This window comes from Microbacterium sp. (assembly GCF_011620715.1).
Lineage (GTDB): Bacteria > Actinomycetota > Actinomycetes > Actinomycetales > Microbacteriaceae > Microbacterium.
The window spans coordinates 1-26,855 of the sequence record NZ_WOYP01000028.1; the positions used below are offsets into that span (position 1 = coordinate 1).

Below are 26,855 nucleotides of genomic sequence, written 5' to 3' on the forward strand. Positions count from 1 at the left end.
GTGAGGCGGCGGAGGGAAATGCGGGATGGCCGTCGGCCCAGTTGCGCCATCGGGTCGTTCGGCCCCGTGCCATAAGGCATTCAAGGCGTCGGTTGCGGTGGTAGACGCTCGGTAACGGTGTCGCCCGTGCCCACTTGACTCGTACGTGCCCCCTCGCCGGTTTCCGTGATCCAGGCCACGGTGTGCCGCGTGTCGGCAGGCGTGTCTGCGATTGATGATCTGCGATTCCTGGCGTCGAACCGGGTCAGCGCGAAGCCGTCGGCCGATAGATCGCCTCTCATCTCCGTCCTCCGATCTCGAGCCCGATCCGATGCGAGGGCTTCAATCCTCCGGCCCCACATTGGTGGAGAAGAAGCGGCTTGACAAACGGGTTCGGGACAGGTCGTGTGCCCATGTGCTCGAGAAGTGATCACGACCGGCGAGGTGCGCGACTCGGCCTAGGCGGCGAAGACCTCGCGTGGCCTGCGATCAACTGGCAGCGCCGCGTCCCACTCGAGGACCAGGCCTCCGCTGGAGTTCGCCGCCCGAGCGAGTGTCTGAAGGTACTCACTTTCCAACGGTCCATGATCGGCAACGTCGAAGACGAACCGCAGCGGAATCGAGGGCTGCAACCAGATGGAGGAGGCACCGGCATCCCCCGTATGCTTCCACGTCAACATGAAGCTCTCACCGCGACGCAGCTTGGTGGCGACCACCGCTTTGACATGAGCGAGCATGCCGTCGGGCATCTCCACCGGGAGGGACTCGGTTCCGTAGTACAGATATGCCATCGGACCATTCCTCTCTCTCCGACCCCGAGCGAGCGGTCCCAACCGGCTTGCCCGAAGCCTGTCTATCCCATAACTCTCTTATCACACATCCGAAGCTTGTCAATATCTGTCATATATCGTGAGAGAACGAAATAGCGCCTCGGGTGATCATTCGGCGCGTACGGAGGACCAGATGCCCAAGACCGTTGTACGCCATGAAGAGGAACACCTCTATGCGAAGGAACCGCGCACCGAGGCAGGACGTCGACTGAGCGATGCGATCCTTCATCTGAGTCGGGCGGAACGCGCGCAAACCGCGCGGGCTCAGCGCGCTTCCGGTCTTTCCGCCACCGATCTCACCGCGCTCCGGTACCTGGTCCAGGGTTACCGGGACGGACGCCACCTGAGCCCGAAGGACGTGATCGTCATGCTCGACTCCACGAGCGCGACCGTCACCAACGTCATCGGGAGACTCGTGGCCAGGGGACTGGTGACCAGGGTGCACCACCCCACCGACCGTCGAGCGCATTACCTCGTTCCCACCCCTGAAGCCATCGCCCGGGTGGATGACGCCCACTCCGCGCACCACTCCGCAATAGTCGCTGCCATCGACGATGTGCCCGAAGCGGATGCGCAGAAAGCCGGAGACGTGATTTCGCGCGTCGTCGCTGCACTGGACGGACTCGACTAGCCCGCTCCGCCCCAGCTCGGAGTCGTGCGTCATTCTGGTCGTGAGCGCACCCCATTGTCGACCGGCATCCCATTCTCGTCCGTCGCGTCGGGGCCCTCTGGGGCCCCGCCCGAGGCGGTATCAGCTTCGACGTCTCCATCGGGCGTTCCGTGGGTGTTGTGCGAGGGCTTGTCAGTGCTGTTCATGACTCTCCTTCGTTGTGCGTGTGTGAAGAACTCGGCGCGACCATCGCACCGGCGGAAACCGCTGCGGCCAATGGCTCACGACGGCGTGAAACCGCGATGGATCTGCCACGAGGAAGTGGTGGATGTTGCCCTTCGGGTCCAGGGCGATGTTCAGGGGAGGGGCGTCGTCCAGGCCCGGCTTGTCCACCGGGTCCGTCTTGCGGCCGTGGTACTCAGGAGCGCCCTCGAGCAGCCGGGCGACCGTGGCGCCGATCAGCTCGACGTGGCTGATCTCCTCGGTCCCGATGCCCTGGATCAGGTCCTTGTAGGGCTTCGCGCCGGCGCCGCGGAAGTTGATGCTCTGGAACAAGTACTGCATCATCGTGCGCATCTCGCCGAACTGGCCGCCGAGGCCCTCCTGCAGGGCGTTCGCCGCCGCGGGATCCGGCTCATCCTGCTCGATCGGGTTGATGAGGTTCTGCAGGGGAAGTACCTGGGGCCTCCTCGGCGTCCCCTCCACTCTCCGCCCGACTCTCACCGGGTCACCGGGGTGGACAAGGCGTCTGCGGACCCTTATCCTCGCGGGCGCGCAAGCCTGGATGCGCGCATTGCACGCGATCTGACCGAAGGTCGCGGGACGGACGCCGCGATCGATGCGGTGGGTTTGGAGGCCCACGGCAATGCCGGCGTGAAGTTCATCCATAAAGCGGTCGGGCTCATGCCCGACGCGCTCGCACGACCGCTGATGGACAAGGCGGGCATGGACCGACAGCAACACTTCACTGTGACAACGCTGCACGCAGCGCTATTGCATCCCGCACCGCGTTGCCCCCGCCGTCGTTGTTGAAATACGCGTATACCTGGTGCCCGGATTGTTCCCACTCACGGATGCGTTCGGCCCACCACGCCAGATCCTCCGGCGAGTACGACCCCGCGTAGAGGGATCCGGGGTCGGGTCCGTGCAAACGGATGTACACCACGTCGGCGGTGGCCCGCAGGATGCACGGCAGCCTGGCCCCGCTCATGACGCAGTACGCGGCGCGGTGTCGCTCGAGGAGTGTGAACACGGCATCGTCGGACCAGGACGGATGCCGGAACTCGACCACCGGCTTCATCCAGGACGGCACTCGCTTCAGGAAGTAGTCCAGCCGTTCGTCGTCGCGTTGCATGCCGGGCGGCAGCTGCACGAGGAGCGGGCCGCGGCGGCCGGCGAGTTCGTGCAGACCTGCGGTCATCCGCTCGATCCACTGCTCGGGCCCGTAGAGCCGGCGGGCGTGGGTCAGGCCGCGCGGTGCCTTCACCGTCAGCTCGAACCCCTCAGGCAGCCGACGACGCCATGACGCGAAGCTTGCGGGTGGCGGCCACCGGTAGAAACTCGCATTCAGCTCCACCGTGTCGAACACCTCGACATATCGGCCGAGGCGGTCTCGGGCGGGCAGTCCCGGCCGGTAGAGGACGCCGTTCCAATGGTCGTAGCTCCAACCGGACGTACCCACTCGTGCCATTGCACGAGTATGCGCATCCGTTCTCCTGCAGCCAAGGCCTTGCGCGCGCGGTCATCGGCACCTATCGGCGTGGGGCGCAGCCACAGCCCCACACCCGTCGTCGAACCCGTGTCAAGCCCCTCAGATCGATTCCGGATCGCCCCTACCGTGAGGGTCATGAGAGCAAACGCGCAGGAGCGAGGGTGACGGCACGGTTCGGCTACACCTTGATGACGGAACAGAGCGGGGCCCGCCAGCTCGTGAAGTACGCGGTCGCCGCCGGAGTGAAGGAGTACGTGGATGCCGGGTTCGCTGATGTCGCGGTGGTACACGTCGGCGACGAAGGCCAGGGGAGATTCCTCGCCGCAGCTGCCGGCCCGCTCCTGCACAAGCTGGGTGACCTGTGACCGCGGCTCGGGAGGACGTGAGCTGATGGCGGTGAGAGAGCTGTGGCTGGCGCGGCACGGGGAGAGTCTCGCGAACATGGCCGCCACTCGCGCGGAGCAGGATGGCCTCGACGCCATCCCCATCGAAACCCGCGATGCGGACGTTCCGCTATCGCACACGGGCGAAGATCAGGCCGCCGCTCTGGGCACATGGGTGGCGCAGCATCTATCCGGGCTGGACACGTTCTGGGTGTCGCCGTATGTCCGCGCACGTCAGACGCTCACGATCGCGCTCGGCGAATCCGGCCCACCCTCGGTGGTCGTCGTGGATGAACGCCTTCGCGACCGCGAACTGGGGATTCTCGACCTGCTGACGACGCACGGCATTGCGCGGCTGCATCCGGGAGAGGCGGAACGTCGCCGCCGGCTCGGCAAGTACTATCACCGTCCACCCGGAGGAGAGTCCTGGGCGGATGTCGCTCTCAGGCTCCGATCCTTTCTCGGTGACGCCATGAACGCGCCCGGCGAGACCGCGATGGTCGTCGCTCACGACGCGGTCGTGATGCTGATCCTCTCGGTGCTGCTGCCGCTCGAGGAGTCGCAGCTTCTCGAGTTCGCGGCATCCCACACCGTGCTCAACGCCTCCCTCACGCATCTGGTGCGGCGTGACGCGGGGTGGGACTTGATCGAGTTCTCGACCGTCGACCACCTGCAAGCCGAGGGCGCGCCGGTCACCGTCCACCCGGGGAGCCCCGATGTCCAGCCCGAGTGAGGTGGTTACCCGCGCGCTGCTGCGCGACTGGGGGTTGCCAGACCCGGGCGACTCGAAGAAGTCCCGTGGCCGGGTGATCGTGGTGGGCGGTTCGCGCCGCGCACCCGGGGCCGCCCTGTTGGCCGGTGAGGCCGCCCTGCGCGTCGGCGCCGGTCGGCTCGGACTCGTGGTGCCACGCTCGATCGATGGGCAGCTAGGGGTGACGATGCCGGAAGCTGCCGTCTTCGCAATGCCTGAGGACGCTGGTGACACTTTCGATGACGTCGTCTTGACCGAACTCGAATCCGCGGATGCCGTCCTCTTGGGGCCCGGCTTCGATGACGCCGAGCAGACGCTGGCTACTCTCCGGCGAGTCGGGTCGGTCGGCGTGCGCTGTCTGGTGCTGGACGCGTTCGCGCTTGGCATCCTCTCCGCAGTCCCGCGATCCGAGCTGCCCGCGGCGCTGATCCTCAACCCCAACAAGGAAGAGGCGGCCATCCTTCTCGGCCGCGACCTCAGCAATGACCCCGTCGCGGATGTGTCAGAGATCGCCCGCCGATTCGACGCGATCGTCAACTGCTACGGAACCGTGGCCACGCCGACGGGGCGGACGTGGCAGGTGAAGGTCGGCGGGCCCGGTCTGGGCACATCGGGCAGCGGAGACGTGCTGGCGGGTGCGATCGCCGGCTTCGCCGCGCGCGGCGGCGAACCCTCACGCGCCGCGGTGTGGGGAAGCTGGACTCACGCCCGGGCCGGAGACCGACTTGCCGCACGTACCGGTATCGGGTTCCTGGCTCGCGAGATAGCGACGGAGCTCACGCCGACGCTGGCTGAGACGATCGGCTGAGTCGGACTGCTCACCGAGTAACGCCGCGCGCGGGCGTGTCGGGAGCGCCGGGTTCGAGCCGCTAGCGTGAACCCATGACAACGGCGATGCGGCGGGCGATGCTCGCTGTCGTCACCATCGTCGTCCTGGCCGCCGTCGGCGTCGCTCTCGGCCTCGTCGTCGACGCTGCGCTCGGCATCCGCACCGAACCGGCGACGCAGATGTACTCGGCCGAGTGGGGGAAGGGCGCCGAAGTCGGCGTGCAGCGCTCCGACAACGACATGGTGATGGCCTGGATCGCGCGCGGTCTGCTCCTGCTGGCGGTGCTGTGGATCATCATCGGCGTCGTGGCGTCGCGTACACGACTGGTGCGCCGTCCCGGCGCGGCGGCCGCGCGCGCCGCCTGGCTCGCAACGACCCGGCCGTGGCGCGCCCGCGAGTCCACACTCGGACTGCTTCCCCTCGACCGTTGGCTGCTGCTCGGCATCCCGGCGGCACTGCTGGTGGGGACCCGGGCGGTGCAGACCTCATTCCTCTCGTGGACGCACCTGGTGGTCGTGATGGGGGCGTGGGTCGTGTTCGTCCTCGTGGTGCGGCTGCTGCTGCGCCGCCGCTCGCCGTGGCCGGTCATCGCCGCTGTCGGCGGGGTCGTGGTGCTCAGGTGTGTCGTGACGCTGCTCGCGCTCTCGGTGACCCGACCAGACGGCCACTGGTTCTCGTTCTGGACCGAACCCACCGGGCGCACGGTCTACATCGCGGTCGCGTTCACGCTCTTCGTCTGGATGTGGGTCGCGGCAGCGTGGGCGCTCGCGTCGCAGATCGGGCGCCGGCGTGCGACCGGAACGGTGTTGGCCGGGGTCGGTGCGGGGCTCGCCGTTGCGGCACTCATCGTCGCGCTGGTCGGCATCGAGGGGGCGCTCACCGTCGGCGACGACGAGATGGGTCTGCTTTCCTGGGGCCTGTCCCGGATCCTGGGCATCACGGTGCATCTCGGCATCCCCGCCACCGCTTGGTTCACCGCAGGCGTCGGGTTCGTGATCGCCGTGGTCGGCGTGCTGCTGGCACTGCCCTACGGGCGTGCCGATCGCCGCGCCGAGCCCGAGGCTGCGGCCTCCGGCGACCTGATGAGCTAGCGGCTGGTCAGCGTCTTGTCGAACGCTCCACCGCGGGTCGACACGATCTCCTTGCCGAGGGGCATCAGCGAGACCGGCACGAGTTTGAAGTCGGCGATGCCCATCGGGATTCCGATGATCGTGATGCACAGTGCGATGCCCGAAACGATGTGGGCGATCGCCAGCCACCAGCCCGCGAGGATGACCCACACGACGTTGCCGACGAAGGCGCCGACACCGGCGGTGGGCTTGGCCACCACTTCGCGTCCGAACGGCCACAGCGAGTACAGGCCGATGCGGAACGAGGCGATGCCCCACGGGATCGTGATGATCAGGACGCACAGCACCACCCCGACGAGCATGTAGCCGATGAAGAGCCAGAAGCCGGCGAAGATCAGCCAGATGATGTTCAGCAGGGTGCGCACGAGTCCATTCTGGTGGCTGACGGCTGGATATCCGCCCGATCCTGCCGGCCCGGTCGTCGCGGAAGTCTGGCTGTCGGGGCGCGCGCCTAGACTTGGAGGGACATGACCGACGCCTCCGCGGCCGCGCAGCGCGCGGCATCCGCCCCCATCGTCATCGTCGACGGCGACCGCGGTCCCGCAGCCGGTGCGTCGGGATCGGTGCGCTCCGACGAGGACCTCCTCGCGGGGTTGAACCCGCCACAGCGCGAAGCCGTGACGTATCGCGGCCCCGCGCTGCTGGTCGTGGCGGGCGCCGGTTCGGGCAAGACCAGTGTTCTGACCCGCCGGGTCGCGTCGCTGCTGCGCACGAAAGACGCGTGGCCGAGCCAGATCCTCGCGATCACGTTCACGAACAAGGCCGCGGGCGAGATGCGCGAGCGGGTCGGCCAGCTGATCGGCGAGCGCGCGCAGGGCATGTGGATCTCGACCTTCCACTCCGCCTGCGTGCGTATCCTGCGCCGCGAGGCCGAGCAGTTCGGTTTCACCAAGTCGTTCACGATCTACGACTCGGGCGATTCGCGAGCTCTGCTGAAGCGACTCGTGAAAGAGCACGAGGCGGATGCCTATGGACTGACTCCCGCGGGCGCGCAGAGCCGTATCTCGAAGCTCAAGAACGAGTTGTCGGACGCCGAGGCCTATGCCCGGTCGGCGAACATGACCGATCCGGCCGAGCGCGTCTTCGTCGACGTGTTCAGCGACTACCAGCGCGAACTGCAGCGGGCCAATGCCTTCGACTTCGACGATCTGATCGGTCAGGTCGTCTATCTGTTCCGTGCCTTCCCCCACGTGGCGGACGTCTATCGACGCCGCTTCCGGCACATTCTGGTCGACGAGTACCAGGACACCAACCATGCCCAGTACGCGCTCATCCACGAGCTGACCCGGCCGATCGGCTCGGATGCTCCCGGCTTCGAGTCGAACGGGATGATGATCTTCGAGGCCGACCGGGCCGACGATCCCGGCAAGGCGCCGGCATCCCTCACCGTCGTCGGCGACTCCGACCAGTCGATCTACGCGTTCCGCGGCGCCGACATCCGCAACATCAGCGAGTTCGAGCGCGACTACCCGGGTGCCAAAGTGGTGCTGCTCGAGCAGAACTACCGGTCGACGCAGAACATCCTCAGCGCGGCGAACGCGATCATCGGCCACAACTTCGATCGCAAGGACAAGAAGCTGTGGACCGACGTCGGCGCGGGCGAGAAGATCATCGGCTTCACCGGCTACTCGCAGCACGACGAGGCGCAGTTCGTCGCCGATGAGATCGAGACGCTGCACCGGGGCGGAATCGACTACTCGCAGATGGCCGTGTTCTACCGCACGAACTCGCAGAGCCGTGCGCTGGAGGAGATCTTCATCCGCGCCGCGCTGCCCTACAAGATCATGGGCGGCACGAAGTTCTACGAGCGCGCCGAGATCAAGGACGCGCTGGCCTACCTCATCGCGGTGTCGAACCCCGCCGACGAGATGGCGCTGCGCCGCATCGTCAACCGCCCGCGGCGGGGGATCGGCGACGTCACGATCGAGGCGATCTCGCGGTACGCCGCGAACGAACAGATCACGTTCCGCGATGCGCTCGCCAACTCCTCGGCGCTCGGCGTCGGCCCGAAGATCCAGGCTGCGATTGCGCACCTCGACGCGGTGCTGGCCGAGGCCACCGACCTGATGCTGCCCGCGACTGGTGAGCTGGCACCGCCGACCGCCGTCGCCGACGGTCTGCAGCTGCTGCTCGGCAAGACCGGCTACACCGATGCTTTACGGGCGAGCCGCGATGCGCAGGACGAAGCGCGGGTCGAGAACCTGGACGAGCTCGTTGCCGTCGCGCGCGAGTTCGCCCGCAACAACCCCGAGGGCACGGTCGTCGACTTCCTCGCGGAAGTGCAGCTGGTATCGGACGCCGACGACCTCGAAGACGCCTCGGGCTCGGTCTCACTCATGACGATGCACACGGCCAAGGGGCTCGAATACGACGCGGTGTTCGTCACCGGTGTCGAAGAGGACCTCATTCCGCACCGCATCTCCGCGGGCGAGCCGGGCGGTCCGCAAGAGGAACGGCGGCTCTTCTACGTCGGAATCACCCGCGCCCGCAAGCGCCTGTACCTGTCGCTCGCGATGACGCGCGCGCAGTTCGGCGAGATCTCGGTCGCGATGCCGAGCCGGTTCCTGCAGGAGATCCCGCCCGAGCTGGTGCACTGGCGCCAGTCGCCCGGCGACGTGAATTCCCGTGGCGGCATGCAGTCGCGGGCGTTGAATGCGCGGCGGCCGGGTGGTCCCGGGGGGTCAGGCAGCGCGCCCGGCCGACGCTACGGCGAAGACCTGGTGCCGAAGTCGACCTCGATCGAGCGCTTCGCGAACCGCATCCCGGCGAAGGTCCGCGACAACGGGGACATGGTGCTCGCGTCGGGGGACCGCATCAAGCACGACGACTTCGGCGAAGGGCGCGTGGATGCCGTCACCGGAGAGGGAGCGAAGCGCGTCGCGCACGTGCGCTTCGACACTGCCGGGCCCAAGAAGCTGCTGATCAAGATCGCGCCGATCGAGAAGCTCTGAATCGGTAACGACGCCCCGCGCCGATCATGGGGGCCGGTTAGGCTCGAACGATGGCCCTGTTCTCGCGGCGGAAGAAGACCGACGACTTCGAACCGGGGGTGGAGCCCGTCGCAGCCGCTGCGGCGGCAGACCCGGCCCCCGCGCCACCGGTCGACGCCCCCTCCGGCGCATCCGTCGAACCGCCCGCCGTGCGCGCGCCGCGTGCCGAGCGGGCCCCGGTCGCGACCGAGACGATACCCGGGCTCCGCGACAACGTGGTGCTGCGCGAGGCGCTGGCCGCGCTGCCGGTGTCCGCGGAGCCCGCGGACGTGCTCGAAGTCGCCCGTCAGCTCATGCAGGGTCACCTGTTCCTGCGAGTGAAGGGCGACGCGCGCGCCCTCCTGGCCGAGGGCAAGGACCTGCCGCTGGGCGTGGCCGAGGTGAAGGGCGTGCAGTATGTGCTCGCGTACAGCAGCGGCACGGCGCTGCGCGCGAGCATCGCGGCCGATCGGGTGACCGACACGTCGGCGATGGGCCAGCCCGTGCTCGCGGTGCTCAGATACGTGCTCGCCGGAACCTACGCCGGCCTCATCATCGACAACTCGTCGGCGCCCGCTCGTGCCGTGCTGCCGCGCGAGCTGCTCGAGAAGCTGGTCGACCAGGCGGACCCGGCGCTCCAGGTCAAGACGCTGCTCTCGGGCGATCGCACCGCGGCCACGGCATCTCACATCGCCGAGGCGCTCACGCACGTGAAGTTCTGGGTCGCCGTCAAGCGCTCGCCCGAGGGTCGCTTCGGCGTCGCAGAGGCGCGCACCGACGACGGTGCGCGGCTCATTGAGCTGTACTCGCACCCGCTCGAGGTCGCGTCGCTGCGCCGCGGCGACCAGGCCGCGCCGATGACCGCTGCGCAGCTGGCCGGTGCGCTGCGCACCGACGAGGGGCTGGGCGGCGTGATCGTCGACCCGGGCGGCCCGTGGATCCGGCTGTCCCGCGAAGACCTGGCCCCGCTCCTCGCCCTGGCCGACTGATCAGGGCCATGGACCCGAGGGTGAGAGAAGCTCGACGAATCGTGCGCCGACGAGTTGTGCTGGCGAGTCGTGCTGGCTCGGGTCGCATTGATTCGGGGCGCATAACTCCTGCATGTTGTTCGGTCTGTTCGGAGAGACTCGCGTACGCGCCTGACGAGTCGGCGAGCTCCCCAGCGCATTGCAGGAGTTGTGCGCCCAGGTGACAGGTCCTCCGCGGCGCCCGGTCGGCGGGCGTGACGGCTGCCGGTCCGGCCCGGCCGAGCGTCAGCGAGCCGGGGGTATGGGGGCGGAGCCCAACTAAACTCCCTGGCATGGCGAGCGAGCGCATCACCCTGACCGTGCCCGGCCCGGAGGGCGACCGTGAAGTCGGGCTGTCGAGCCCGAACCGTGTGCTGTGGCCCGAGGCGGGCATCACCAAGCACGAGCTCGCCGAGTACGTGATCGCCGTCTCCGGCCCGTTCCTCGAGGCCAACGGCAACCGGCCGATGTCGCTCGAGCGCTTCCCGGAGTCCATCGACGGCGAGTCGTTCTTCTCCAAGAACCCGCCCAGGGGCGCGCCTGCCTACGTCGAGGCGGTCACCGTCACCTACAACAGCGGGCGGCGGCATCCGCAACTCGTCCTCACCGAGCCCGCTGCGATCGTATGGGCCGTGCAGATGAACACGATCGTCTTCCATCCGTGGGCGTCGCTGGCCCGCGACACCGACAACCCGGTCGAGCTGCGGATCGACCTCGATCCGCATTCCGGTACGGACTTCTCGGATGCCGTTCCCGCCGCGCACGCGCTGCGCGAGGTGCTGCGCGAAGCCGGGCTCGAAGCCTGGGTCAAGACGAGTGGAAGTCGCGGCATCCACATGTTCTGCCCGATCGAGCCGACGCACGAGTTCCTCGACGTGCGCCACGCGGTGATCGCCGCCGCGCGCGAGCTCGAGCGCCGCATGCCCGACAAGGTGACCACGAGCTGGTGGAAGGAAGAACGCGGGGAGCGCATCTTCGTCGACTTCAACCAGGCAGGCCGCGACCGCACGATGGCCGGCGCCTACAGCCCGCGCGCGCTGCCGACTGCGACCGTGGCGACCCCGGTGACGTGGGACGAGCTCGACGGCGTCGACCCGACGTCGTTCACGATCCGCTCGGTGCCACAGCGGCTCGCCGACACCGGCGACCCGTGGGCAGGCTTCCTCGCCAACCCCGGGCGTGTGGACACGCTGCTGGAGTGGTGGCAGCGCGACCTGTCGAACGGGCTGGGCGAACTGCCGTTCCCACCGGATTTTCCGAAGATGCCGGGTGAGCCCCCGCGCGTGCAGCCCAGCCGGATCAATCCCGAGAACTGGGCGTGATCGGCGCCGACCCGCCGGCCCTCATCCTGGCCGACTGACCCGGCCGGAACGCCGTTTCTCGGGCAGTCGAACGCAGGAATCAGTCGAGCACGGCTCCGACGTCGTACGCCGAGACCGACTCGAGCTGCTCGTACGTGCACGAGGCCGGGTCGCGGTCTGGCCGCCAGCGCTCGAACTGCACCGTGTGCCGGAAGCGCCAGCCCTCGAGCTGGTCGTAGCGCACCTCGAGGACGCGCTCGGGGCGCAGCTTCACGAATGACGAGTCGCGGCCGGCGGCCGAGAAGCGCGACTTCTGGCCCGCTCCGGTGAGCGCCGCCCCCTCGTCGTCGGTCTGCACGAGCGGCGCGAGCTCATCGATGAGCTCGAGGCGCCGTGCGTTGGTCCACGCCGAGACGGCACCGACCGGGTACAGCGCGCCGTCGTCGGAGTACAGCCCGACCAGCAGCGAGCCGACGCCTACGCCCGATTTGTGGATGCGGTACCCCATCGCGACCACATCCGCGGTGCGGGCGTGCTTGATCTTGAACATCGTGCGCCTGTTCGGCGCATAGGGCTGCGCGAGCGGCTTCGCGACCACGCCGTCGAGCCCGGCCCCCTCGAACTCGTTCATCCAGGTGCGGGCGGTGTCGGCATCCATCGTCGTCCGCGTCACGTGGATCGGATGCGGCAGCCCGGCGAGCAGGTGGACCAGCTGCGCTCGCCGCTCGGAGAACGGCTCCATCTTCAGGTCGCGGTCACCGCGGGCGAGCAGGTCGAACGCGATGAACATGGCGGGCGTGCTCTCGGCGAGCATGTCGACCCGGGATGCCGCGGGGTGGATGCGCTGCGTGAGCGACTCCCAGTCCAGCCGCTGCGAGCCCGGCTCGCCCTTCGGCACGACGACCTCACCGTCGAGCAGGCACGGTTCGGGCAGAAGGCGTGAGAAGGCCTCGACGAGCTCGGGAAAGTACCGGGTCAGCGGCTTGGCGCCGCGGCTGCCGATCTCGACGTTCTCTCCGTCCCAAGACACCAGCCCGCGGAAGCCGTCCCACTTCGGCTCGTAGCTCAGCCCGCCCGGCACCGCCTCCTGGGCGGGCACCTCGGGCACCGACTTGGCGAGCATCGGCGCGGGAATCTCGTAGGGCATACGCCTATCCTGCCGCGGCCCGCCGGCTGCCGACAGGATCGCGGTCGGCTCAGGCCTCGGCCGGGTGCTTGGCCCGCGCCCACCTGGCAGGCAGGTTCGGGCCGTCCCATACGGTGACGGCGCCCCAGACTGCTGCTGTGATCGGCACGGCCAGCACGGCGCCGACGATGCCGCCGAGCACGGTGCCCACGGTCAGGGCGACAAGGACCACGAACGCATGCAGCTTCATCGTGCGGCCCATCAGCACAGGCTGCAGGAAGTCGCCCTCGAGCTGGTTGACGAGCACGACGACGGCGACCACGAACAGCGCGTTGACCGGCCCGTTCGCGACGAGCGCGACGAGCGCGGCGAGAATGCCTGCGACGGTCGCCCCGACGATCGGGATGAACGCCAGCAGGAAGACCAGCACCGCAAGGGGGATCGCAAGCGGAACCTGCAGGATCAGCAGGCCGATCAGGATGCCGACGGCGTCGACGAACGCGACCGTCGCGGTGCCCCGCACATACGAGCCCAGCACGGTCACGGTCTTGTCGCCGATGCGCTCGGCGCGCAGGTAGCTCTCGCCGCGGAAGGGGCGCAGCAGGAACTCCCACATCTGCGGGCCGTCCTTGAGGAAGAAGAACAGGATCGTGACCATCAGCACCAGGCCGGTCGCGAAGTTGGCGACCGCCCCGACGCCGGCCAGGGCACCCGAGCCGAACTGGGCGCTCGTCAGGAAGTCGGTGACGGTGCCGATGACGTCATCGAGCTGCTGAGCCACCGCGTCGAAGAAGGGCAGGGTCTGCACCCATTCGATCACGTCCGCGATGCCGTCCTGCGCCTGCGCGTAGAGCTCGTCCCACTGGTCCTGCACTGCCCACACGATCAGCCAGCCGATGCCCGACAGGATCAGCACGATCGTGAGCAGGGTGATGACCGTGGCGAGCACCGAGGGAACACCCCGATGCCGCATCCAGCCCATCACCGGCGCGAACGCGCACGCCAGGATGAGCGCGATCACGAGCGGAATCGTGACCACTGTGAGCTGCTGGATCGCGAAGATGATGCCGCCGGCGACGGCGACCACCACGATGATCTGGATGGCGCGGATGGCGAGCCTGCCGAATCCGTCGGCCCACAGGCTCCAGGGGGCGCGGGTCGCGTTGAGGTCGATATCGTGCGACTCGAGGCGCACGGTCTGCGGGTCGTTGCGGAAGAGTCCCATGAGACGAACCTATCCGCGCGACCAGCCCGGTCGGGTCGGCTCGCGGCGGCCGCCGGACTGTGCTCGGGGCATCAGACGAACGCGCTCTGCCCGGTGATGTCGCGGCCGATCAGCAGTGCCTGCACGCTCTCGGTGCCCTCGTAGGTGTGGATGGCCTCGATGTCGGCCATGTGCTGCATGACGCGATTCTGCAGAAGGATGCCGTTGCCGCCGAGCAGGTCGCGCGCCACCGAGGCGATGCGTCGCGCGGCACGCGTGTTGTGGTACTTCGCGAGCGAGGCCTGGGTGGGTCGCAGCTCACCCGCGGTCTCGAGATCGGCCATCTGCCGGCAGTACAGCTGCATGGCGGTCAGGTCGTCGAGCATCTGCGTCAGACGCTCCTGCACCATCTGGAACCTCGCGAGCGGCTTGCCGAACTGCACGCGCTGCTGTGAGTAGGCCAGGGCCGCCTCGTAGCAGGCGGCCGCGTGTCCGAGCGCCGACCACGCGACGCCCGAGCGGGTCGAGTGCAGCACGGTCGACGCGTCCTTGAACGAATGCGTTCCCGGCAGGACGGCATCCGTCGGCACCCGCACGTCGGTCAGCCGGATGTGCGCCTGGTGGATCGCGCGCACCGACGCCTTGCCCAGGATCGGCCGCCCGTCGTAGCCCGCTGTCTCCTGCGGGATCAGGAATCCGCGCACCTTTCCGTCGTGGTCCGGGTCGGAGGGGTCGAGGACCCGCGCCCAGACGATGCTCAGACCGCCGGAGGAGCCGTTGCCGATCCATTTCTTGACCCCGTTGAGCACCCACTCGTCGCCCTCTCGCCGGGCTCCGGTCTCGAGCGAGACCGAGTCCGAGCCGTGATCGGGCTCGGTGAGCGCGAATGCAGCCAGCACCTCGCCCCGCGCGATCGGGCGCAGCCAGCGCGCCTTCTGCTCGTCGCTGCCGAACAGCGCGACCGAGCGCAGCGCGAGACCGCCCTGCACCGCGAGGATCGTGCCGAGCGATCCGTCGCCGCGGGAGATCTCCATGTTCACCAGACCGGCGGCCAGCGGCGACGAGTAGCCGAGCCCGTCGTGCACCAGACCGTCGTTGAAGAGGTCGAGTTCGCCCATCCGGCGCGCCAGGTCGAGGTCGTACTCGCCGCGGTCCCACAGGCCGTCCATGCGCGGGAGCACTTCGTCGACGAAGCCCTTCGCCCGATCCCAGACCGCGCGGTCGTCACCGGCGACATCGGCGAAGACCTCGTAGTAGTCGGTGTCGAGGCGATCGGAGACGTCGTAGACCGCGACGCGTTCGCCGGGCACGGGGGAGTGGCTCATCAGGACAGCGTACCGGCACTCAGTGTCGCCACCGATGTGACTCGATTCCACGAGATGCGCCTGCGCTCGGCTGGTGCTACGGTGACCGCACCGGGCGGGCGTCCGAGAGCCAGGTCCCCGGACAGAACCAGACACGAAGGAGTGCGGTGTGGAGCGATTCAGCGACAGGGTGGCACTGATCACCGGCGGCAGCCGCGGCATCGGCTTCGCAATCGCCCGGCGACTCGTCGCGGAGGGCGCCTCCGTGGTCATCACCGGACGCAGGCAGGAGTCGCTCGACGCGGCCGTCGCCGCGCTGGGGGAGCGCGCGTCGGCCGTCGCGGGCAAGGCCGACGACCCGGCGCACCGCGCCGTGGCGTTCGCGCACGTCGCCGAGCGGCACGGCCGCCTCGACCACCTCGTGAACAACGCGGGCATCAACCCGGCGTTCGGTCCGCTCCTGCAGATCGACTCGGCGATCGCTCACAAGATCCTCGCGGTGAACGTCCTCGCGACGCTGGAATGGACCCGGGATGCCGTCGCGGCAGGGCTCGCGCGCTCCGTCGTGAACCTGTCGTCGGTGAGCGGGCTGAGCGCCAGCCCGAACATCGCCTTCTACGGGATCTCCAAGGCCGCGATCATCAATCTCACGATGCAGCTCGCCGATGAACTCGCCCCGGGCCTGCGCGTGAACGCGGTCGCGCCCGCGGTGATCAAGACCGATTTCGCGCGCGCCCTCTACGAGGGACGAGAGGAACAGGTGGCGGCGCAGTATCGGCTGCAGCGCCTCGGCGAGCCCGACGACGTCGCCGGACCGGTCGCGTTCCTGCTCTCGGACGATGCCGCCTGGATCACGGGGCAGACCCTCGTCATCGACGGGGGCGGGGGCATGCGCACCGCCCTGTGAACGATGCGACGGGCCGGCAGCCGATCCCGGCCTCGCCCAGCGCGTTCAGGTGCACCTCGGTCGTCTTCGACGCCCTGTCCGGTGGGCAGCGGTCAGCCGTCGAGCTGCGCGCGTACCCGGCGGGCGATCTCGGCGGTCGGCATCGAGCGCGGAAACACCGCGACCACGACATCATCGGCGGCCTCGTCCGCCCCGTCCGGGTGAACGCCGTAGCGGCGCAGCGCATCGTCCAGAGCACGTCGCAGCACGGTCAGGGGCACGCGCTTGGTACCGCGCAGCAGGCGCCGCAGCACGTGGTTGTGCAGCGCGGTGACCAGTGCCGCGAAGCCGACCGCGTCCAGCGGATCGATCTCGGGCAGCGAGCGGCGCAGATACTCGTCGAACTGCCGCTCGTAACGGAACACCGTCACGATCTCGCGCTCGCGAAGCGCGGGCACCTGCCGAACGATCTGGTAGCGCAGGCGCGCGACCTCGGGATCATGGGCGAAGTGCTGGAAGACCCGCTCGGACGCCCTGCACACCGCGACCCACGGGTTCGGGTGTCCGCGGTCGAGCCACTCGCGGAGCTCGTCGAGGAGAACCTCGTGGTCGGCGAAGACGACGTCTTCCTTGCCGCCGAACTGACGGAAGAACGTGCTGCGCGACACCCCGGCGGCCTGCGCGATCTGCTCGACCGACGTCGCGTCGAATCCCTGGCGCGCGAACAGCTCGAGCGCGGCGGCGACGACTGCGGTGCGCGCGGCGGAGGCGGACGCGGTCTCACTCATGATCGACAGAAGCCTAGCCCCGCGGGGTGCGCGGGCATCGGCATCCGCTCGTCGGCGTCGCGGTCGCACCAGCGCCGGTCGGGAGCCGCGATCGCCCGGTAGTAGGCTCGATGACTGGTCGACATCGCTCGACGTCACGACGCTTCGCGTCATCTCCCCATCGCCCTCAGCGAAAGAACGCACTGTGGATCTGTACGAATACCAGGCACGCGACCTCTTCGAGACTTACGGGGTTCCGGTGCTCGCCGGGCTCGTCGCCGACACCCCCGAAGAGGCGAAGGCAGCCGCCGAGAAGATCGGCGGGGTCGTCGTCGTCAAGGCCCAGGTCAAGACCGGAGGCCGCGGCAAGGCCGGCGGCGTCAAGGTCGCGAAGACCCCCGACGAGGCCTACGAGGCAGCGAAGGCCATCCTCGGCCTCGACATCAAGGGCCACGTCGTGGGGCGCGTCATGGTCGCGGCGGGCGCGCGCATCGACAAGGAGTACTACTTCTCCGTGCTGCTGGACCGCGCGAACCGCGCGTACCTGTCGCTCTGCAGCGTCGAGGGCGGCGTGGAGATCGAGGAGCTCGCAGTCGAGCGTCCCGATGCCCTGGCGCGGATCGCGGTCGACCCGCTCGCCGGAATCGACAAGAAGAAGGCCGTCGAGATCGCCGAGGCCGCCGGATTCGCGCCCGAGCTCGTCGACAAGGTGAGCGACGTCTTCGTCAAGCTCTACGCCGTCTACAAGGGCGAGGACGCGACGCTCGTCGAGGTCAACCCGCTCGTGCTGACCGAAGAGGGTGACATCATCGCCCTCGACGGCAAGGTCTCGCTCGATGAGAACGCCGGCTTCCGTCACGCCGGGCACGCGCTTTTCGAAGACAGGGATGCCGCCGACCCGCTCGAAGCCAAGGCCAAGGAGAACGACCTCAACTACGTCAAGCTCGACGGTCAGGTCGGCGTGATCGGAAACGGTGCGGGGCTCGTGATGTCGACGCTCGACGTCGTCGCCTACGCCGGCGAGAACCATGGCGGCGTCAAGCCCGCCAACTTCCTGGACATCGGCGGCGGCGCCTCGGCCGAGGTCATGGCCGCGGGCCTGGACGTCATCCTCGGCGACCCGCAGGTCAAGAGCGTTTTCGTCAACGTGTTCGGCGGCATCACCGCGTGCGACGCGGTCGCCAAGGGCATCGTCGGCGCACTGGCCGAGCTGGGCGCCACCGCGACCAAGCCGCTGGTCGTGCGCCTGGACGGCAACAAGGTGGAAGAGGGCCGCGCGATCCTTCGCGACGCGAACCACCCTCTGGTCACGCTGGCCGAAACCATGGACGAGGGCGCCGAGAAGGCCGCCGAGCTCGCGAACGCATAAGGACTGAAGCAACATGTCGATCTTTCTTGACAAGACCTCCAAGGTCATCGTCCAGGGCATCACCGGTGGCGAGGGCACAAAGCACACCGCGCTGATGCTCAAGGCCGGAACCCAGGTCGTCGGCGGCGTGAACGCCCGCAAGGCCGGCACCACCGTGCTGCATCACGACGCGGACGGAAACGCGGTCGAGCTGCCCGTGTTCGCGACCGTCGCCGAGGCCATCGAGAAGACCGGGGCCGACGTGTCGATCGCGTTCGTGCCGCCGGCCTTCACGAAGGACGCGATGGTCGAGGCCATCGACGCGGAGATCCCCCTGCTGGTCGTCATCACCGAGGGCGTGCCCGTCGGCGACACCGCCGAGGCCTGGGCGTACACCCGGTCCAAGGGAGAAAAGACCCGCATCATCGGGCCCAACTGCCCCGGCATCATCACCCCCGGCGAGTCGCTGGTCGGGATCACGCCGGCCAACATCACCGGCAAGGGCCCGATCGGTCTCGTCTCGAAGTCGGGCACGCTGACGTACCAGATGATGTTCGAGCTGCGCGATGTCGGATTCTCCACGGCCATCGGCATCGGCGGCGACCCCATCATCGGCACCACGCACATCGACGCGCTCGCGGCGTTCGAGGCCGATCCCGAGACGAAGGCGATCGTCATGATCGGCGAGATCGGCGGCGACGCCGAAGAGCGGGCAGCCGAGTTCATCAAGGCGCACGTGACCAAGCCCGTCGTCGGCTATGTCGCCGGCTTCACCGCCCCGGAGGGCAAGACCATGGGCCACGCCGGCGCCATCGTCTCGGGCTCCGCGGGAACCGCTCAGGCCAAGAAGGAGGCCCTCGAAGCCGCCGGGGTCAAGGTCGGAAAGACGCCCTCCGAGACTGCCGACCTGATGCGCGAGATCATCGCCGGACTGTAGTCCCTTCGTCGCTGCGGTCTCCGTCCTGCTGGGCTGTTCCGCCCTGAAGGCCGGATGGCTGAGCGGATGCCGCGCAGGGGCGTGCCGGGCAACGCAACCCACGTCGCCCCTGGGTAGGGTCGATGGGGCATGCATCGCCTGATCGTCGTCATTCTCGCCGCCGTCGACGCCGCCATCACGGCGGCCGTCGGCATCGCGGCGACCCTCGCTCCGCTCACCCTGCTGTGGGTTCTGAGCCTGGGCGGCACCGCCGACTGGGGCGCTCTGTGGCCCGCGGGCGCCGTGGTGTGGCAGTTCGGCAATCTCGTGCCGGTGCAGGTCACGCTGCCGGGCGACTACCTCGCCGTCGCCGGGATCGATCCGGGGGCGGCATCCTTCGTCCTCTCGCTTGCACCCCTCGCGTTCGCCGGCTTCACGGCGATCTCCGCGGCGCGTTCCGGGGTGCGCGCGTCGCGAGCCGAGTCCTGGGTCACCGGGGTGATCGCCGGGTCGCTCGTCTTCGCCGCGCTCGCCGCGCTCATCGCGCTCAGCTCCGGAACCGGTCTCGCCGCGGTGAACGGGTGGCAGGCGATCCTGTTCCCCGCGCTCGTCTTCTCGATCCCGCTGCTGATCGGTGCGGCGGTCACCGAGTGGTGTGAGGCGGGCTCGGGGTTCGTCGCCCGGCTGCGCGACCGAATCGAGGCGTTCCCGCACGGATGGGGCGAGGTCCCGGGTCTCATCGCGCGCGGAAGCGCGGTCGTGCTGGTGGGTCTGTTCGGTCTCGGCGCGCTCGCGTTCGCGGTGGCGCTCGTGCTGCGCGGCGGTGAGGTCATCGCCCTGTTCGAAGCCGCGCACGTCGATGTGCTCGGCGCCGCCGTGGTGACCCTCGCGCAGCTCGCGTATCTGCCGACCCTCGCGATCTGGGGCATGGCGTTCGTCGCGGGTCCGGGATTCGCCGTGGGCACCGGGACGGCCGTCTCACCGGCCGGCACGCAGCTCGGGCTGATCCCCGGCATCCCGGTGCTCGGCGCGCTCCCGGAGTCCACGACCCCCTGGCTGCTGCTGCTCGCGCTGCTGCCGGTCGCCCTGGGCGCGCTCGCCGGATGGATCGTACGGTCCCGTCTCGTGGCACCGGCAGTGGTGGCGGATGCCGAGCCGGCCGCCGGCGATGAGCAGCCCGACCGGATCGGCGCGCAGGCGGCGATCGCGTTCGGCATCGCCGTGCTGTCCGCCGCGACGGCCGCAGCCCTGTCGGCACTCGCCTCGGGATCGATCGGTCCCGGCCGGCTCGCCGAGGTCGGGCCCCAGCCCGGCGCGGTAGCCCTCGCCGTCGGCGTGGAGGTGCTGCTCGGGGCGGCGATCCTGCTGCTCTCGCCGCGCCGGCCGGCGAAGACGGCCAGGGCTCGCGATGCGGCGCCTCCGGTGACGCCGGCCCCGCCTCCCGAGCGGGTGCCGGAGCCGCAGCCCGCAGCATCGGCTGGTCGCCTCCCGACCGACCCGGACAGCACCGCGACCGCCGACCTCGGCCCCCGAAGGCCGACGCCCCTCCCGCCGCTAGACTGAGCCGGTGCTCACGGTCGCCGTCCTCATCTCGGGCGCGGGCTCCAATCTGCGGGCCCTGCTCGACCAGGCGGCCGAACCCGACTTTCCGGCGCGGGTCGTCGTCGTCGGGGCCGATCGCGAAGCCGACGGCTTCCAGCATGCCGAGGACTACGGCATCCCCACGATGCTCGTGCCGTGGCGAGAGTTCGACTCGCGCGACGAGTGGGGCGCCGAGCTGGGCGCCCAGCTGGACGTCTGGAAGCCCGACCTCGTCGTGCTGAGCGGTCTGATGCGCCTGCTGCCCGCCTCGCTCGTGGACGCGTGGTCGCCGCGCATCATCAACACCCACCCCGCCTACCTGCCCGAATTCCCCGGCGTCCACGGCGTGCGCGATGCCCTGGCGGCCGGTGTCGCCCAGACCGGCGCGAGCGTCATCATCGTCGACAACGGCGTCGACAGCGGTCCGATCCTGGCCCAGGAGCGCATCCCGGTGGTGCCCGGCGACGACGAGCACACGCTCCACGACCGCATCAAAGCCGTCGAACGCAGACTGCTCATCGACGTCGTCCGGCGCATCGCGACCGGAGAACTCGACCTCACCGCGGTTCACTGAACCTGCAAGGCACTGACCCCGAATCCCCACCGGAGGAGCCCCCATGGCCGGCCCGAGCCACGACCCGACCCTGTACCGCGACCGCAACGTCATCCCGATCCGTCGCGCGCTCATCTCGGTCAGCGACAAGACCGACCTGCTGCGCCTGGCTGAGGCTCTCGTCGGCGCGGGTGTCGAGATCGTCTCGACCGGCTCGACGGCCTCGACGATCCGCGATGCGGGCCATGACGTGACCGACGTCGCCGCGGTGACCGGGTTCCCCGAGTCGCTCGACGGTCGAGTCAAGACCCTGCACCCGGGGGTGCACGCCGGGCTGCTGGCCGATCTGCGTCTCGAGGACCATGAGCGTCAGCTCGCCGCCCTCGACATCGCTCCCTTCGAGCTCGTCGTGGTGAACCTCTACCCATTCGCCGAGACCGTCGCCGCCGGCGCTCAGGGCGACGAGGTCGTCGAGCAGATCGACATCGGCGGCCCCGCGATGGTGCGGGCGTCGGCGAAGAACTTCGCGAATGTCGCGATCGTGGTCTCGCCCGATTCGTACCCGGCGGTCATCGAGGCGCTGGGCTCCGGTGGCACGACCCACACCCAGCGTCGCGAACTCGCTGCCCGGGCCTTCGCGCTCACGTGCGAGTACGACCGCGCGGTATCGACCTGGTTCGCCGAGCAGACCCTGGGCGAGCCCGACCTTCCGCAGCACCTGACGATCAAGGCCGAGCGGCTGGCGACGCTGCGCTACGGCGAGAATTCGCATCAGCGCGCGGCGATCTACACCCGCGTCGGCGCACACGGCATCGCCCAGGCGACCCAGCTGCAGGGCAAGGAGATGTCGTACAACAACTACGTCGATGCGGATGCCGCCCTCCGCGCCGCCTTCGATATGGTCAAGCCCGCGGTCGCCATCATCAAGCACGCCAACCCGTGCGGGATCGCGATCGCGGCCCCCCACGCGCTGGATCCGATCGCCAGCGCCCACCTGCGCGCCCACGAGTGCGATCCGGTCTCGGCGTTCGGCGGCGTGGTCGCCGCGAACCGCACGATCACCCTGAAGATGGCCGAGAACCTGCGAGACATCTTCACCGAGGTCATCGTGGCTCCCGACTTCGAGCGGGCCGCGCTCGAGGTGTTCGCGCTGAAGAAGAACCTGCGCGTGCTGCAGCTGCCGGTGGATTGGCAGCGGGAGCGCATGGACGTGCGGCTCGTCTCCGGCGGCCTGCTCCTGCAGGACGCGGACCGGTTTCCGGATGACATCGAATCCGTCGCGAAGGACTGGGAGCTCGTCTCAGGGGAGCGGCCCGGCGAGGAGGAGATGTCGAACCTCATCTTCGCCTGGAAGGCCTGCCGCGCCGTCAAGTCCAACGCCATCGTGCTGGCGAAGGGATCGGCCACAGTCGGCATCGGAATGGGCCAGGTCAACCGGGTCGACGCCTGCCGGCTCGCGGTCGAACGGGCCGGGGACCGCGCGGCCGGCTCGGCGGCGGCATCCGACGCGTTCTTCCCGTTCGCCGACGGACCGCAGGTGCTGATCGACGCCGGAATCTCCACGATCGTGCAGCCCGGCGGCTCAGTACGCGACGATGAGGTCATCGACGCCGCGCGAAAGGCGGGCGTCACGATGTTCTTCACCGGGGAGCGACACTTCTTCCACTGACCGCGCGATGAGCGGGCTCAGGCGGTCGGGCGGCCGTACTCCTCGAGCCAGCGCAGCCACACCTCGCTGAGGGTCGGGTAGGCCGGCACGGCGTGCCAGAGGCGGTCGATCGGCACTTCGCCGACGATCGCGATCGTGGCCGCATGCAGGAGTTCTGCGACGTCGGGTCCGACGAAGGTCGCGCCGATCAGCACGCCACGCTGCTCGTCGACGATCGCGCGTGCCATCCCCTCGTAGTGATCGGCGTAGGTGGTCGCGCCGGCCACCCACGACAGGTCGTAATCCAGAACGCGGATGCCGCGGCCCGCCGCCCGCGCTGCCGCTTCGGTGAGTCCCACCGAAGCGACCTCGGGGTCGGTGAACGTGACCTGCGGGACGTGGTCGTGGTCGGCTGTCGCGACGTGCGCGCCCCACGGCGCATCGCTGACTGCGACGCCCTTCGCGCGAGCCGAGATCACATCGCCCGCGGCGCGCGCCTGGTACTTGCCCTGGTGCGTGAGCAGCGCGCGGTGGTTGACATCGCCCACCGCGTACAGCCAGTCGGTGCCCTTCACCCGCAGGGTGTCGTCGACCGTGAGCCACGCGCCGGGCTGGAGGCCGATGCTCTCGAGCCCGAGATCACCGGTGCGCGGCGTGCGTCCGATCGCGACGAGCACCTCCTCGGCGACGAGCCGGCCGCCGTCGGACAGGGTCAGCACGGCATTCGAGTCGGCGCGGTGCGCCGCGGTGACCTCGACGCCCTTTCGCACGGTGACGCCGAGCTTCTCGAGTGAGGCTTCGACCTGCTCGGCGGCGAACGGTTCCATGGTCTCCAGCAGCGCGGTGCGCACCAGCAGAGTGACCTCGGTGCCGAAGCCGGCGTAGGCCGTGGCCATCTCGGCGGCGACCACGCCGCCGCCGATGACGGCGAGCGAAGCCGGCACGGTCTTCACACCGGTCGCGTCGCGGCTGGTCCACGGGCCGATCTCGCGGAGCCCGGGGATGTCGGGCAGGAGCGCCGCCGACCCGGTCGAGACCGCGACGGCGTGGCGGGCGACCAGGTCGGTCACGGTGCCGTCTTCGGCGGTCACGCGCACGCGCTTGATGCCTGTGAACTCGGCGTGCCCCCGCACGAGGTCGATGCCGGCCTTCTCGAGCCAGCGCACCTGGGATGCGTCGTCCCAGTCGTGGGTCATGCGATCGCGGCGGCGCAGCACCCCGGCCACGTCGACATCAGCGGTGACGGCCTGCTTCGCGCCGTCGAGGTCTCGCGCCGCGCGCAGGGCCGCCGCACTGCGCAGCAGCCCCTTCGACGGCATGCAGGCCCAGTACGAGCACTCGCCGCCGACCAGTTCCGCCTCGACGATGACGGTGCTCATGCCCCCCTGGACGGTGCGGTCGGCGACGTTCTCGCCCACGGCCCCGGCCCCGATCACGATGACGTCGTATTCGCGTTCGCTCATCCCTTCACGGTAGCCGCCACGGTCACCGCCGCGGTCGCCGCCGCACAGCGTGTCCGTCAGTGCGGTGTCCGATTTCCGCCAGTCGGATGCGGCCGGGCATGGCAGGCTGGGACCCGTGGGCACCCCGGCCATGACATTCGACGAGCGCTACGGCGTGATCCTGTCGCGCGATCCGCGCTTCGACGGGCAGTTCGTCATGGCGGTCAGCTCCACGGGCATCTACTGCCGGCCCAGCTGCCCGGCTCGCACGCCCCGGCCGTCCAACGTCTCGTTCTTCGCCACGAGCGCCGCGGCGCACGAAGCCGGCTACCGCGCCTGCAAGCGGTGCCTGCCGGAGGCCGCGCCCGGCTCGCCCGAGTGGGATCTGCGCGGCGACACGACCGCGCGCGCGATGCGCCTCATCGCAGACGGCGTCGTCGAGCGCGAGGGCGTGCCGGGCCTGGCGCGCCGGCTCGGGTACTCGCCGCGGCACCTCACCCGGCTGCTCACCGCGGAGCTCGGCGCGGGACCGCTCGCGCTCAGCCGTGCCCACCGCGCGCACACGGCGCGCATGCTGCTGGTCGGAACCGACCTGCCCGCCGCCGAGGTCGCCTTCTCGGCCGGGTTCTCCAGCATCCGCCAGTTCAATGAGACCGTGCGGGAAGTGTTCGGGATGCCGCCGCTCGAGCTGCGGGAGCGTCGGCGGCAGGCGCCCGGCCCGGACGCTCCCGGCGCGATCGACCTGGTGCTGCCGCACCGCGCGCCGCTCGATGCCGCAGGGCTGTTCGCGTGGATGGGCGCGCGGGCGATCAGCGGCGTCGAATCGGCGACCGCGACCTCGTTCTCCCGCACGCTGCGACTCGCGGGCGGTCCCGCGTGGTTCGAGCTGCGCCTCGACGAGGCCGGCCGCATCCGCCTGCGCGCGCGGCTCACCCATCTCGGCGACCTCTCGACGCTCGTCACCCGGGCCCGCCGCCTCTTCGACCTGGATGCCGATCCGATCGCGGTCGACGAGGCCCTCGCGCGGCATGCCGAGCTCGCTCCGCTCGTGGCACGGGTTCCCGGCATCCGGGTGCCCGGCGCCGCGGACGCGCACGAGATGCTCGTGCGGGCCATGGTGGGCCAGCAGATCACCGTGGCCGCCGCGCGCACGGCGCTCACCGTGCTGTGCGATGCGCTGGGGGAGGCGGTGGAGCACGGCGCCGGCTCCGAGACCCGGCTGTTCCCCACGATGACCGCGATCGCCGAGCACGGTCACGAGGTGCTCCGCGGACCCGCGGCCCGCACGCGCGCGATCGTCGGTGCGGCGGCCGCGCTCGCCGATGGTTCCCTCTCGCTGGGTCCCGGCGACGAGGCCGCCGGCCAGCGCGCGGCGCTGCTGGCCATGCCCGGCATCGGGCCGTGGACTGCGGACTACGTGCGCATGCGCGTGATCGGCGACACCGATGTCTTCCTGCGCGGCGATGTGGCGGTGCGCACCGGCGCGGCCGCCGCCGGGCTGCCGGCCGAGGCGCGCGCGCTCGAACAGTGGGCCGCCCGAACAGCGCCCTGGCGCAGCTACCTGACCGCGCACCTGTGGCGCGCGGTGCCGCCGCGAACGCCGCGTGGCGGGCCGGTCGTCGGATCGGCCACTGCTGCCGCTCCCCGCCCGTCACCCGACATCGCATCCGTATCGCCGGTCCCGACGACCGGCATCGAGAAGGGCCTGAAATGACCGCCGGCATCCAGACAATCGACACCCCCGACGGCGCGTTCACGATCGTGGCCGACGACCGCGGGCGGGTCCTCGCCTCGGGGTGGACGGCCGATGCCGGCGCCGCGATCGCCCGCATCGCCCCGCGGCTGCGCCCGCAGCGCGTGCGCGAGGCCGAGACGGATGCCGCGGCAGCCGTGCGCGCATACTACGGCGGCGAGATCTCGGCCGTCGACGACGTCGCGGTCGCCCAGCAGGGCACCGAGATGCAGCTGGCCGGCTGGGCGGCGCTGCGGCGCATCGAGCCGGGGGAGCCCCTTTCGTACGCCGAGTTCGCCGCCGCGCTCGGGCAGCCGCGCGCGGTGCGGGCGGCGGCATCCATCTGCGCGCGCAACGCGCTCGCCCTGTTCGTACCGTGCCACCGCGTGCTGCGTTCGGACGGGTCGCTCGGCGGCTTCGCCTGGGGGCTCGAAGTCAAGCGCAGCCTGCTCGCGCGTGAGGCGTCCGCCTGACCGGCATCCCTCCGCGCGAAGACGCGGCGGCACGGCGTTGCATGCGCGCAAGCGACGGGGCTAGGCTGGAGGACTCTGGTGCGCGCGGAACCCGCGGACACCATCGAAGGAGGATGCCATGAACCCGATCGCCGTCTCGCCGGTCGCCGCCATCCTCCGCGACCCGATCGGAACCTCCGGACTCCTCGGCTGAGCCGAGCCGGCCGGGCATAGGCCCGGCGCTCCACGCGTTCCGTTCGACAGGCGTCATCGCCCATCGCCGTCCCGGCGACCACCTCCTGCACCCTGCGCGAACCAATCCCACCGCGAACCAATCCCTGCGCGAACCAATCCCACCGCGAACCAATCCCACCGCGAACCAATCCCACAAGGATC

24 protein-coding genes and 1 pseudogene are annotated in these 26,855 nt (G+C 69.8%); 16 read left to right on the forward strand and 9 right to left on the reverse strand.

What is annotated here, in order from left to right:
* Nucleotides 1-437: 437 nt before the first annotated feature.
* Entirely contained in the window at nucleotides 438-770 is a 333-nt protein-coding gene (locus tag QZV84_RS02950; protein ID WP_292825061.1) for a hypothetical protein, read from the reverse strand.
* Between the two features lie 172 nt (nucleotides 771-942).
* Between QZV84_RS02950 and QZV84_RS02955 the strand changes: the two genes are divergently transcribed.
* On the forward strand, nucleotides 943-1,440 hold the full coding sequence (locus QZV84_RS02955) for a MarR family transcriptional regulator (protein ID WP_292825064.1): 498 nt from the start codon (nucleotides 943-945) through the stop codon (nucleotides 1,438-1,440).
* Between the two features lie 291 nt (nucleotides 1,441-1,731).
* Here the strand turns inward: QZV84_RS02955 and QZV84_RS02960 are convergent.
* A pseudogene (locus QZV84_RS02960) lies at nucleotides 1,732-2,088 on the reverse strand (manganese catalase family protein); the annotation flags it as partial.
* A gap of 295 nt (nucleotides 2,089-2,383) precedes the next feature.
* Nucleotides 2,384-3,109: a DUF72 domain-containing protein gene (locus tag QZV84_RS02965; protein WP_292825067.1), complete on the reverse strand. Its 726-nt coding sequence runs from the start codon at nucleotides 3,107-3,109 to the stop codon at nucleotides 2,384-2,386.
* Between the two features lie 182 nt (nucleotides 3,110-3,291).
* Between QZV84_RS02965 and QZV84_RS02970 the strand changes: the two genes are divergently transcribed.
* From QZV84_RS02970 to QZV84_RS02985, 4 genes are all read left to right on the forward strand, one after another.
* Nucleotides 3,292-3,495, forward strand: coding sequence for a hypothetical protein (locus tag QZV84_RS02970; RefSeq protein ID WP_292825070.1), 204 nt, complete (start codon nucleotides 3,292-3,294; stop codon nucleotides 3,493-3,495).
* 25 nt (nucleotides 3,496-3,520) lie between these two features.
* Nucleotides 3,521-4,246, forward strand: coding sequence for a histidine phosphatase family protein (locus QZV84_RS02975; RefSeq protein ID WP_292825073.1), 726 nt, complete (start codon nucleotides 3,521-3,523; stop codon nucleotides 4,244-4,246).
* Nucleotide 4,247: 1 nt separating this feature from the next.
* Nucleotides 4,248-5,072 carry an ADP/ATP-dependent (S)-NAD(P)H-hydrate dehydratase gene (locus QZV84_RS02980; RefSeq protein ID WP_363331858.1) on the forward strand — a complete coding sequence of 275 codons (825 nt, stop codon included), beginning with the start codon at nucleotides 4,248-4,250 and terminating at the stop codon, nucleotides 5,070-5,072.
* A gap of 74 nt (nucleotides 5,073-5,146) precedes the next feature.
* Nucleotides 5,147-6,184 carry a hypothetical protein gene (locus tag QZV84_RS02985; protein ID WP_292825079.1) on the forward strand — a complete coding sequence of 346 codons (1,038 nt, stop codon included), beginning with the start codon at nucleotides 5,147-5,149 and terminating at the stop codon, nucleotides 6,182-6,184.
* Here the strand turns inward: QZV84_RS02985 and QZV84_RS02990 are convergent.
* On the reverse strand, nucleotides 6,181-6,588 hold the full coding sequence (locus tag QZV84_RS02990) for a YccF domain-containing protein (RefSeq protein WP_292825082.1): 408 nt from the start codon (nucleotides 6,586-6,588) through the stop codon (nucleotides 6,181-6,183). The two genes, QZV84_RS02985 and QZV84_RS02990, sit on opposite strands and share 4 nt — an antisense overlap.
* A 102-nt stretch (nucleotides 6,589-6,690) precedes the next feature.
* On the opposite strand from QZV84_RS02990, the gene QZV84_RS02995 reads away from it, so the two are divergent.
* From QZV84_RS02995 to ligD, 3 genes are all read left to right on the forward strand, one after another.
* Nucleotides 6,691-9,174: a UvrD-helicase domain-containing protein gene (locus tag QZV84_RS02995; protein WP_292825085.1), complete on the forward strand. Its 2,484-nt coding sequence runs from the start codon at nucleotides 6,691-6,693 to the stop codon at nucleotides 9,172-9,174.
* Between the two features lie 50 nt (nucleotides 9,175-9,224).
* Nucleotides 9,225-10,181 (forward strand): SseB family protein, encoded by a 957-nt coding sequence (locus tag QZV84_RS03000; protein ID WP_292825088.1) that lies wholly within the window; start codon nucleotides 9,225-9,227, stop codon nucleotides 10,179-10,181.
* Nucleotides 10,182-10,492: 311 nt separating this feature from the next.
* Nucleotides 10,493-11,521: a non-homologous end-joining DNA ligase gene (gene ligD / locus QZV84_RS03005; RefSeq protein ID WP_292825091.1), complete on the forward strand. Its 1,029-nt coding sequence runs from the start codon at nucleotides 10,493-10,495 to the stop codon at nucleotides 11,519-11,521.
* A 79-nt stretch (nucleotides 11,522-11,600) separates the two neighbouring features.
* Here the strand turns inward: ligD and QZV84_RS03010 are convergent, their stop codons facing one another.
* The 3 genes from QZV84_RS03010 to QZV84_RS03020 form a co-directional block, all read right to left on the reverse strand.
* The gene (locus QZV84_RS03010) at nucleotides 11,601-12,647 is read right to left on the reverse strand and encodes an ATP-dependent DNA ligase (RefSeq protein ID WP_292825094.1); all 1,047 of its coding nucleotides are present in this window, start codon (nucleotides 12,645-12,647) and stop codon (nucleotides 11,601-11,603) included.
* Between the two features lie 49 nt (nucleotides 12,648-12,696).
* Nucleotides 12,697-13,851 (reverse strand): AI-2E family transporter, encoded by a 1,155-nt coding sequence (locus QZV84_RS03015; RefSeq protein ID WP_292825097.1) that lies wholly within the window; start codon nucleotides 13,849-13,851, stop codon nucleotides 12,697-12,699.
* 71 nt (nucleotides 13,852-13,922) lie between these two features.
* Nucleotides 13,923-15,155, reverse strand: a complete 1,233-nt coding sequence (locus QZV84_RS03020; RefSeq protein WP_292825100.1) for an acyl-CoA dehydrogenase family protein — start codon at nucleotides 15,153-15,155, stop codon at nucleotides 13,923-13,925.
* 148 nt (nucleotides 15,156-15,303) lie between these two features.
* Here QZV84_RS03020 and QZV84_RS03025 point away from each other — a divergent pair, with 148 nt between their 5' ends.
* Nucleotides 15,304-16,041, forward strand: a complete 738-nt coding sequence (locus QZV84_RS03025; RefSeq protein WP_292825103.1) for an SDR family oxidoreductase — start codon at nucleotides 15,304-15,306, stop codon at nucleotides 16,039-16,041.
* Nucleotides 16,042-16,133: 92 nt separating this feature from the next.
* Here the strand turns inward: QZV84_RS03025 and QZV84_RS03030 are convergent, their stop codons facing one another.
* Entirely contained in the window at nucleotides 16,134-16,808 is a 675-nt protein-coding gene (locus QZV84_RS03030) for a TetR family transcriptional regulator (RefSeq protein WP_292825106.1), read from the reverse strand.
* A gap of 184 nt (nucleotides 16,809-16,992) precedes the next feature.
* On the opposite strand from QZV84_RS03030, the gene sucC reads away from it, so the two are divergent.
* The 5 genes from sucC to purH all read left to right on the forward strand — a co-directional run bounded on the left by sucC (nucleotide 16,993) and on the right by purH (nucleotide 22,854).
* Nucleotides 16,993-18,156 carry an ADP-forming succinate--CoA ligase subunit beta gene (gene sucC, locus QZV84_RS03035; protein ID WP_292825109.1) on the forward strand — a complete coding sequence of 388 codons (1,164 nt, stop codon included), beginning with the start codon at nucleotides 16,993-16,995 and terminating at the stop codon, nucleotides 18,154-18,156.
* 13 nt (nucleotides 18,157-18,169) lie between these two features.
* Nucleotides 18,170-19,072 carry a succinate--CoA ligase subunit alpha gene (sucD, locus tag QZV84_RS03040; protein WP_292825112.1) on the forward strand — a complete coding sequence of 301 codons (903 nt, stop codon included), beginning with the start codon at nucleotides 18,170-18,172 and terminating at the stop codon, nucleotides 19,070-19,072.
* Nucleotides 19,073-19,201: 129 nt separating this feature from the next.
* Nucleotides 19,202-20,614: a DUF6350 family protein gene (locus tag QZV84_RS03045; RefSeq protein WP_292825115.1), complete on the forward strand. Its 1,413-nt coding sequence runs from the start codon at nucleotides 19,202-19,204 to the stop codon at nucleotides 20,612-20,614.
* Between the two features lie 4 nt (nucleotides 20,615-20,618).
* Nucleotides 20,619-21,206, forward strand: coding sequence for a phosphoribosylglycinamide formyltransferase (gene purN / locus QZV84_RS03050; protein WP_292825118.1), 588 nt, complete (start codon nucleotides 20,619-20,621; stop codon nucleotides 21,204-21,206).
* A gap of 43 nt (nucleotides 21,207-21,249) precedes the next feature.
* Entirely contained in the window at nucleotides 21,250-22,854 is a 1,605-nt protein-coding gene (gene purH, locus QZV84_RS03055; protein WP_292825121.1) for a bifunctional phosphoribosylaminoimidazolecarboxamide formyltransferase/IMP cyclohydrolase, read from the forward strand.
* Nucleotides 22,855-22,871: 17 nt separating this feature from the next.
* On the opposite strand, the gene QZV84_RS03060 is transcribed toward purH, so the two are convergent.
* On the reverse strand, nucleotides 22,872-24,296 hold the full coding sequence (locus tag QZV84_RS03060) for an NAD(P)/FAD-dependent oxidoreductase (protein ID WP_292825124.1): 1,425 nt from the start codon (nucleotides 24,294-24,296) through the stop codon (nucleotides 22,872-22,874).
* A gap of 130 nt (nucleotides 24,297-24,426) precedes the next feature.
* On the opposite strand from QZV84_RS03060, the gene QZV84_RS03065 reads away from it, so the two are divergent.
* Together QZV84_RS03065 and QZV84_RS03070 are read left to right on the forward strand one after the other, a co-directional pair.
* Nucleotides 24,427-25,989, forward strand: coding sequence for an AlkA N-terminal domain-containing protein (locus QZV84_RS03065; protein WP_292825146.1), 1,563 nt, complete (start codon nucleotides 24,427-24,429; stop codon nucleotides 25,987-25,989).
* Nucleotides 25,986-26,480: a methylated-DNA--[protein]-cysteine S-methyltransferase gene (locus tag QZV84_RS03070; protein ID WP_292825127.1), complete on the forward strand. Its 495-nt coding sequence runs from the start codon at nucleotides 25,986-25,988 to the stop codon at nucleotides 26,478-26,480. Before QZV84_RS03065 ends, QZV84_RS03070 begins: the two co-directional genes overlap by 4 nt.
* Nucleotides 26,481-26,855 lie beyond the last annotated feature (375 nt).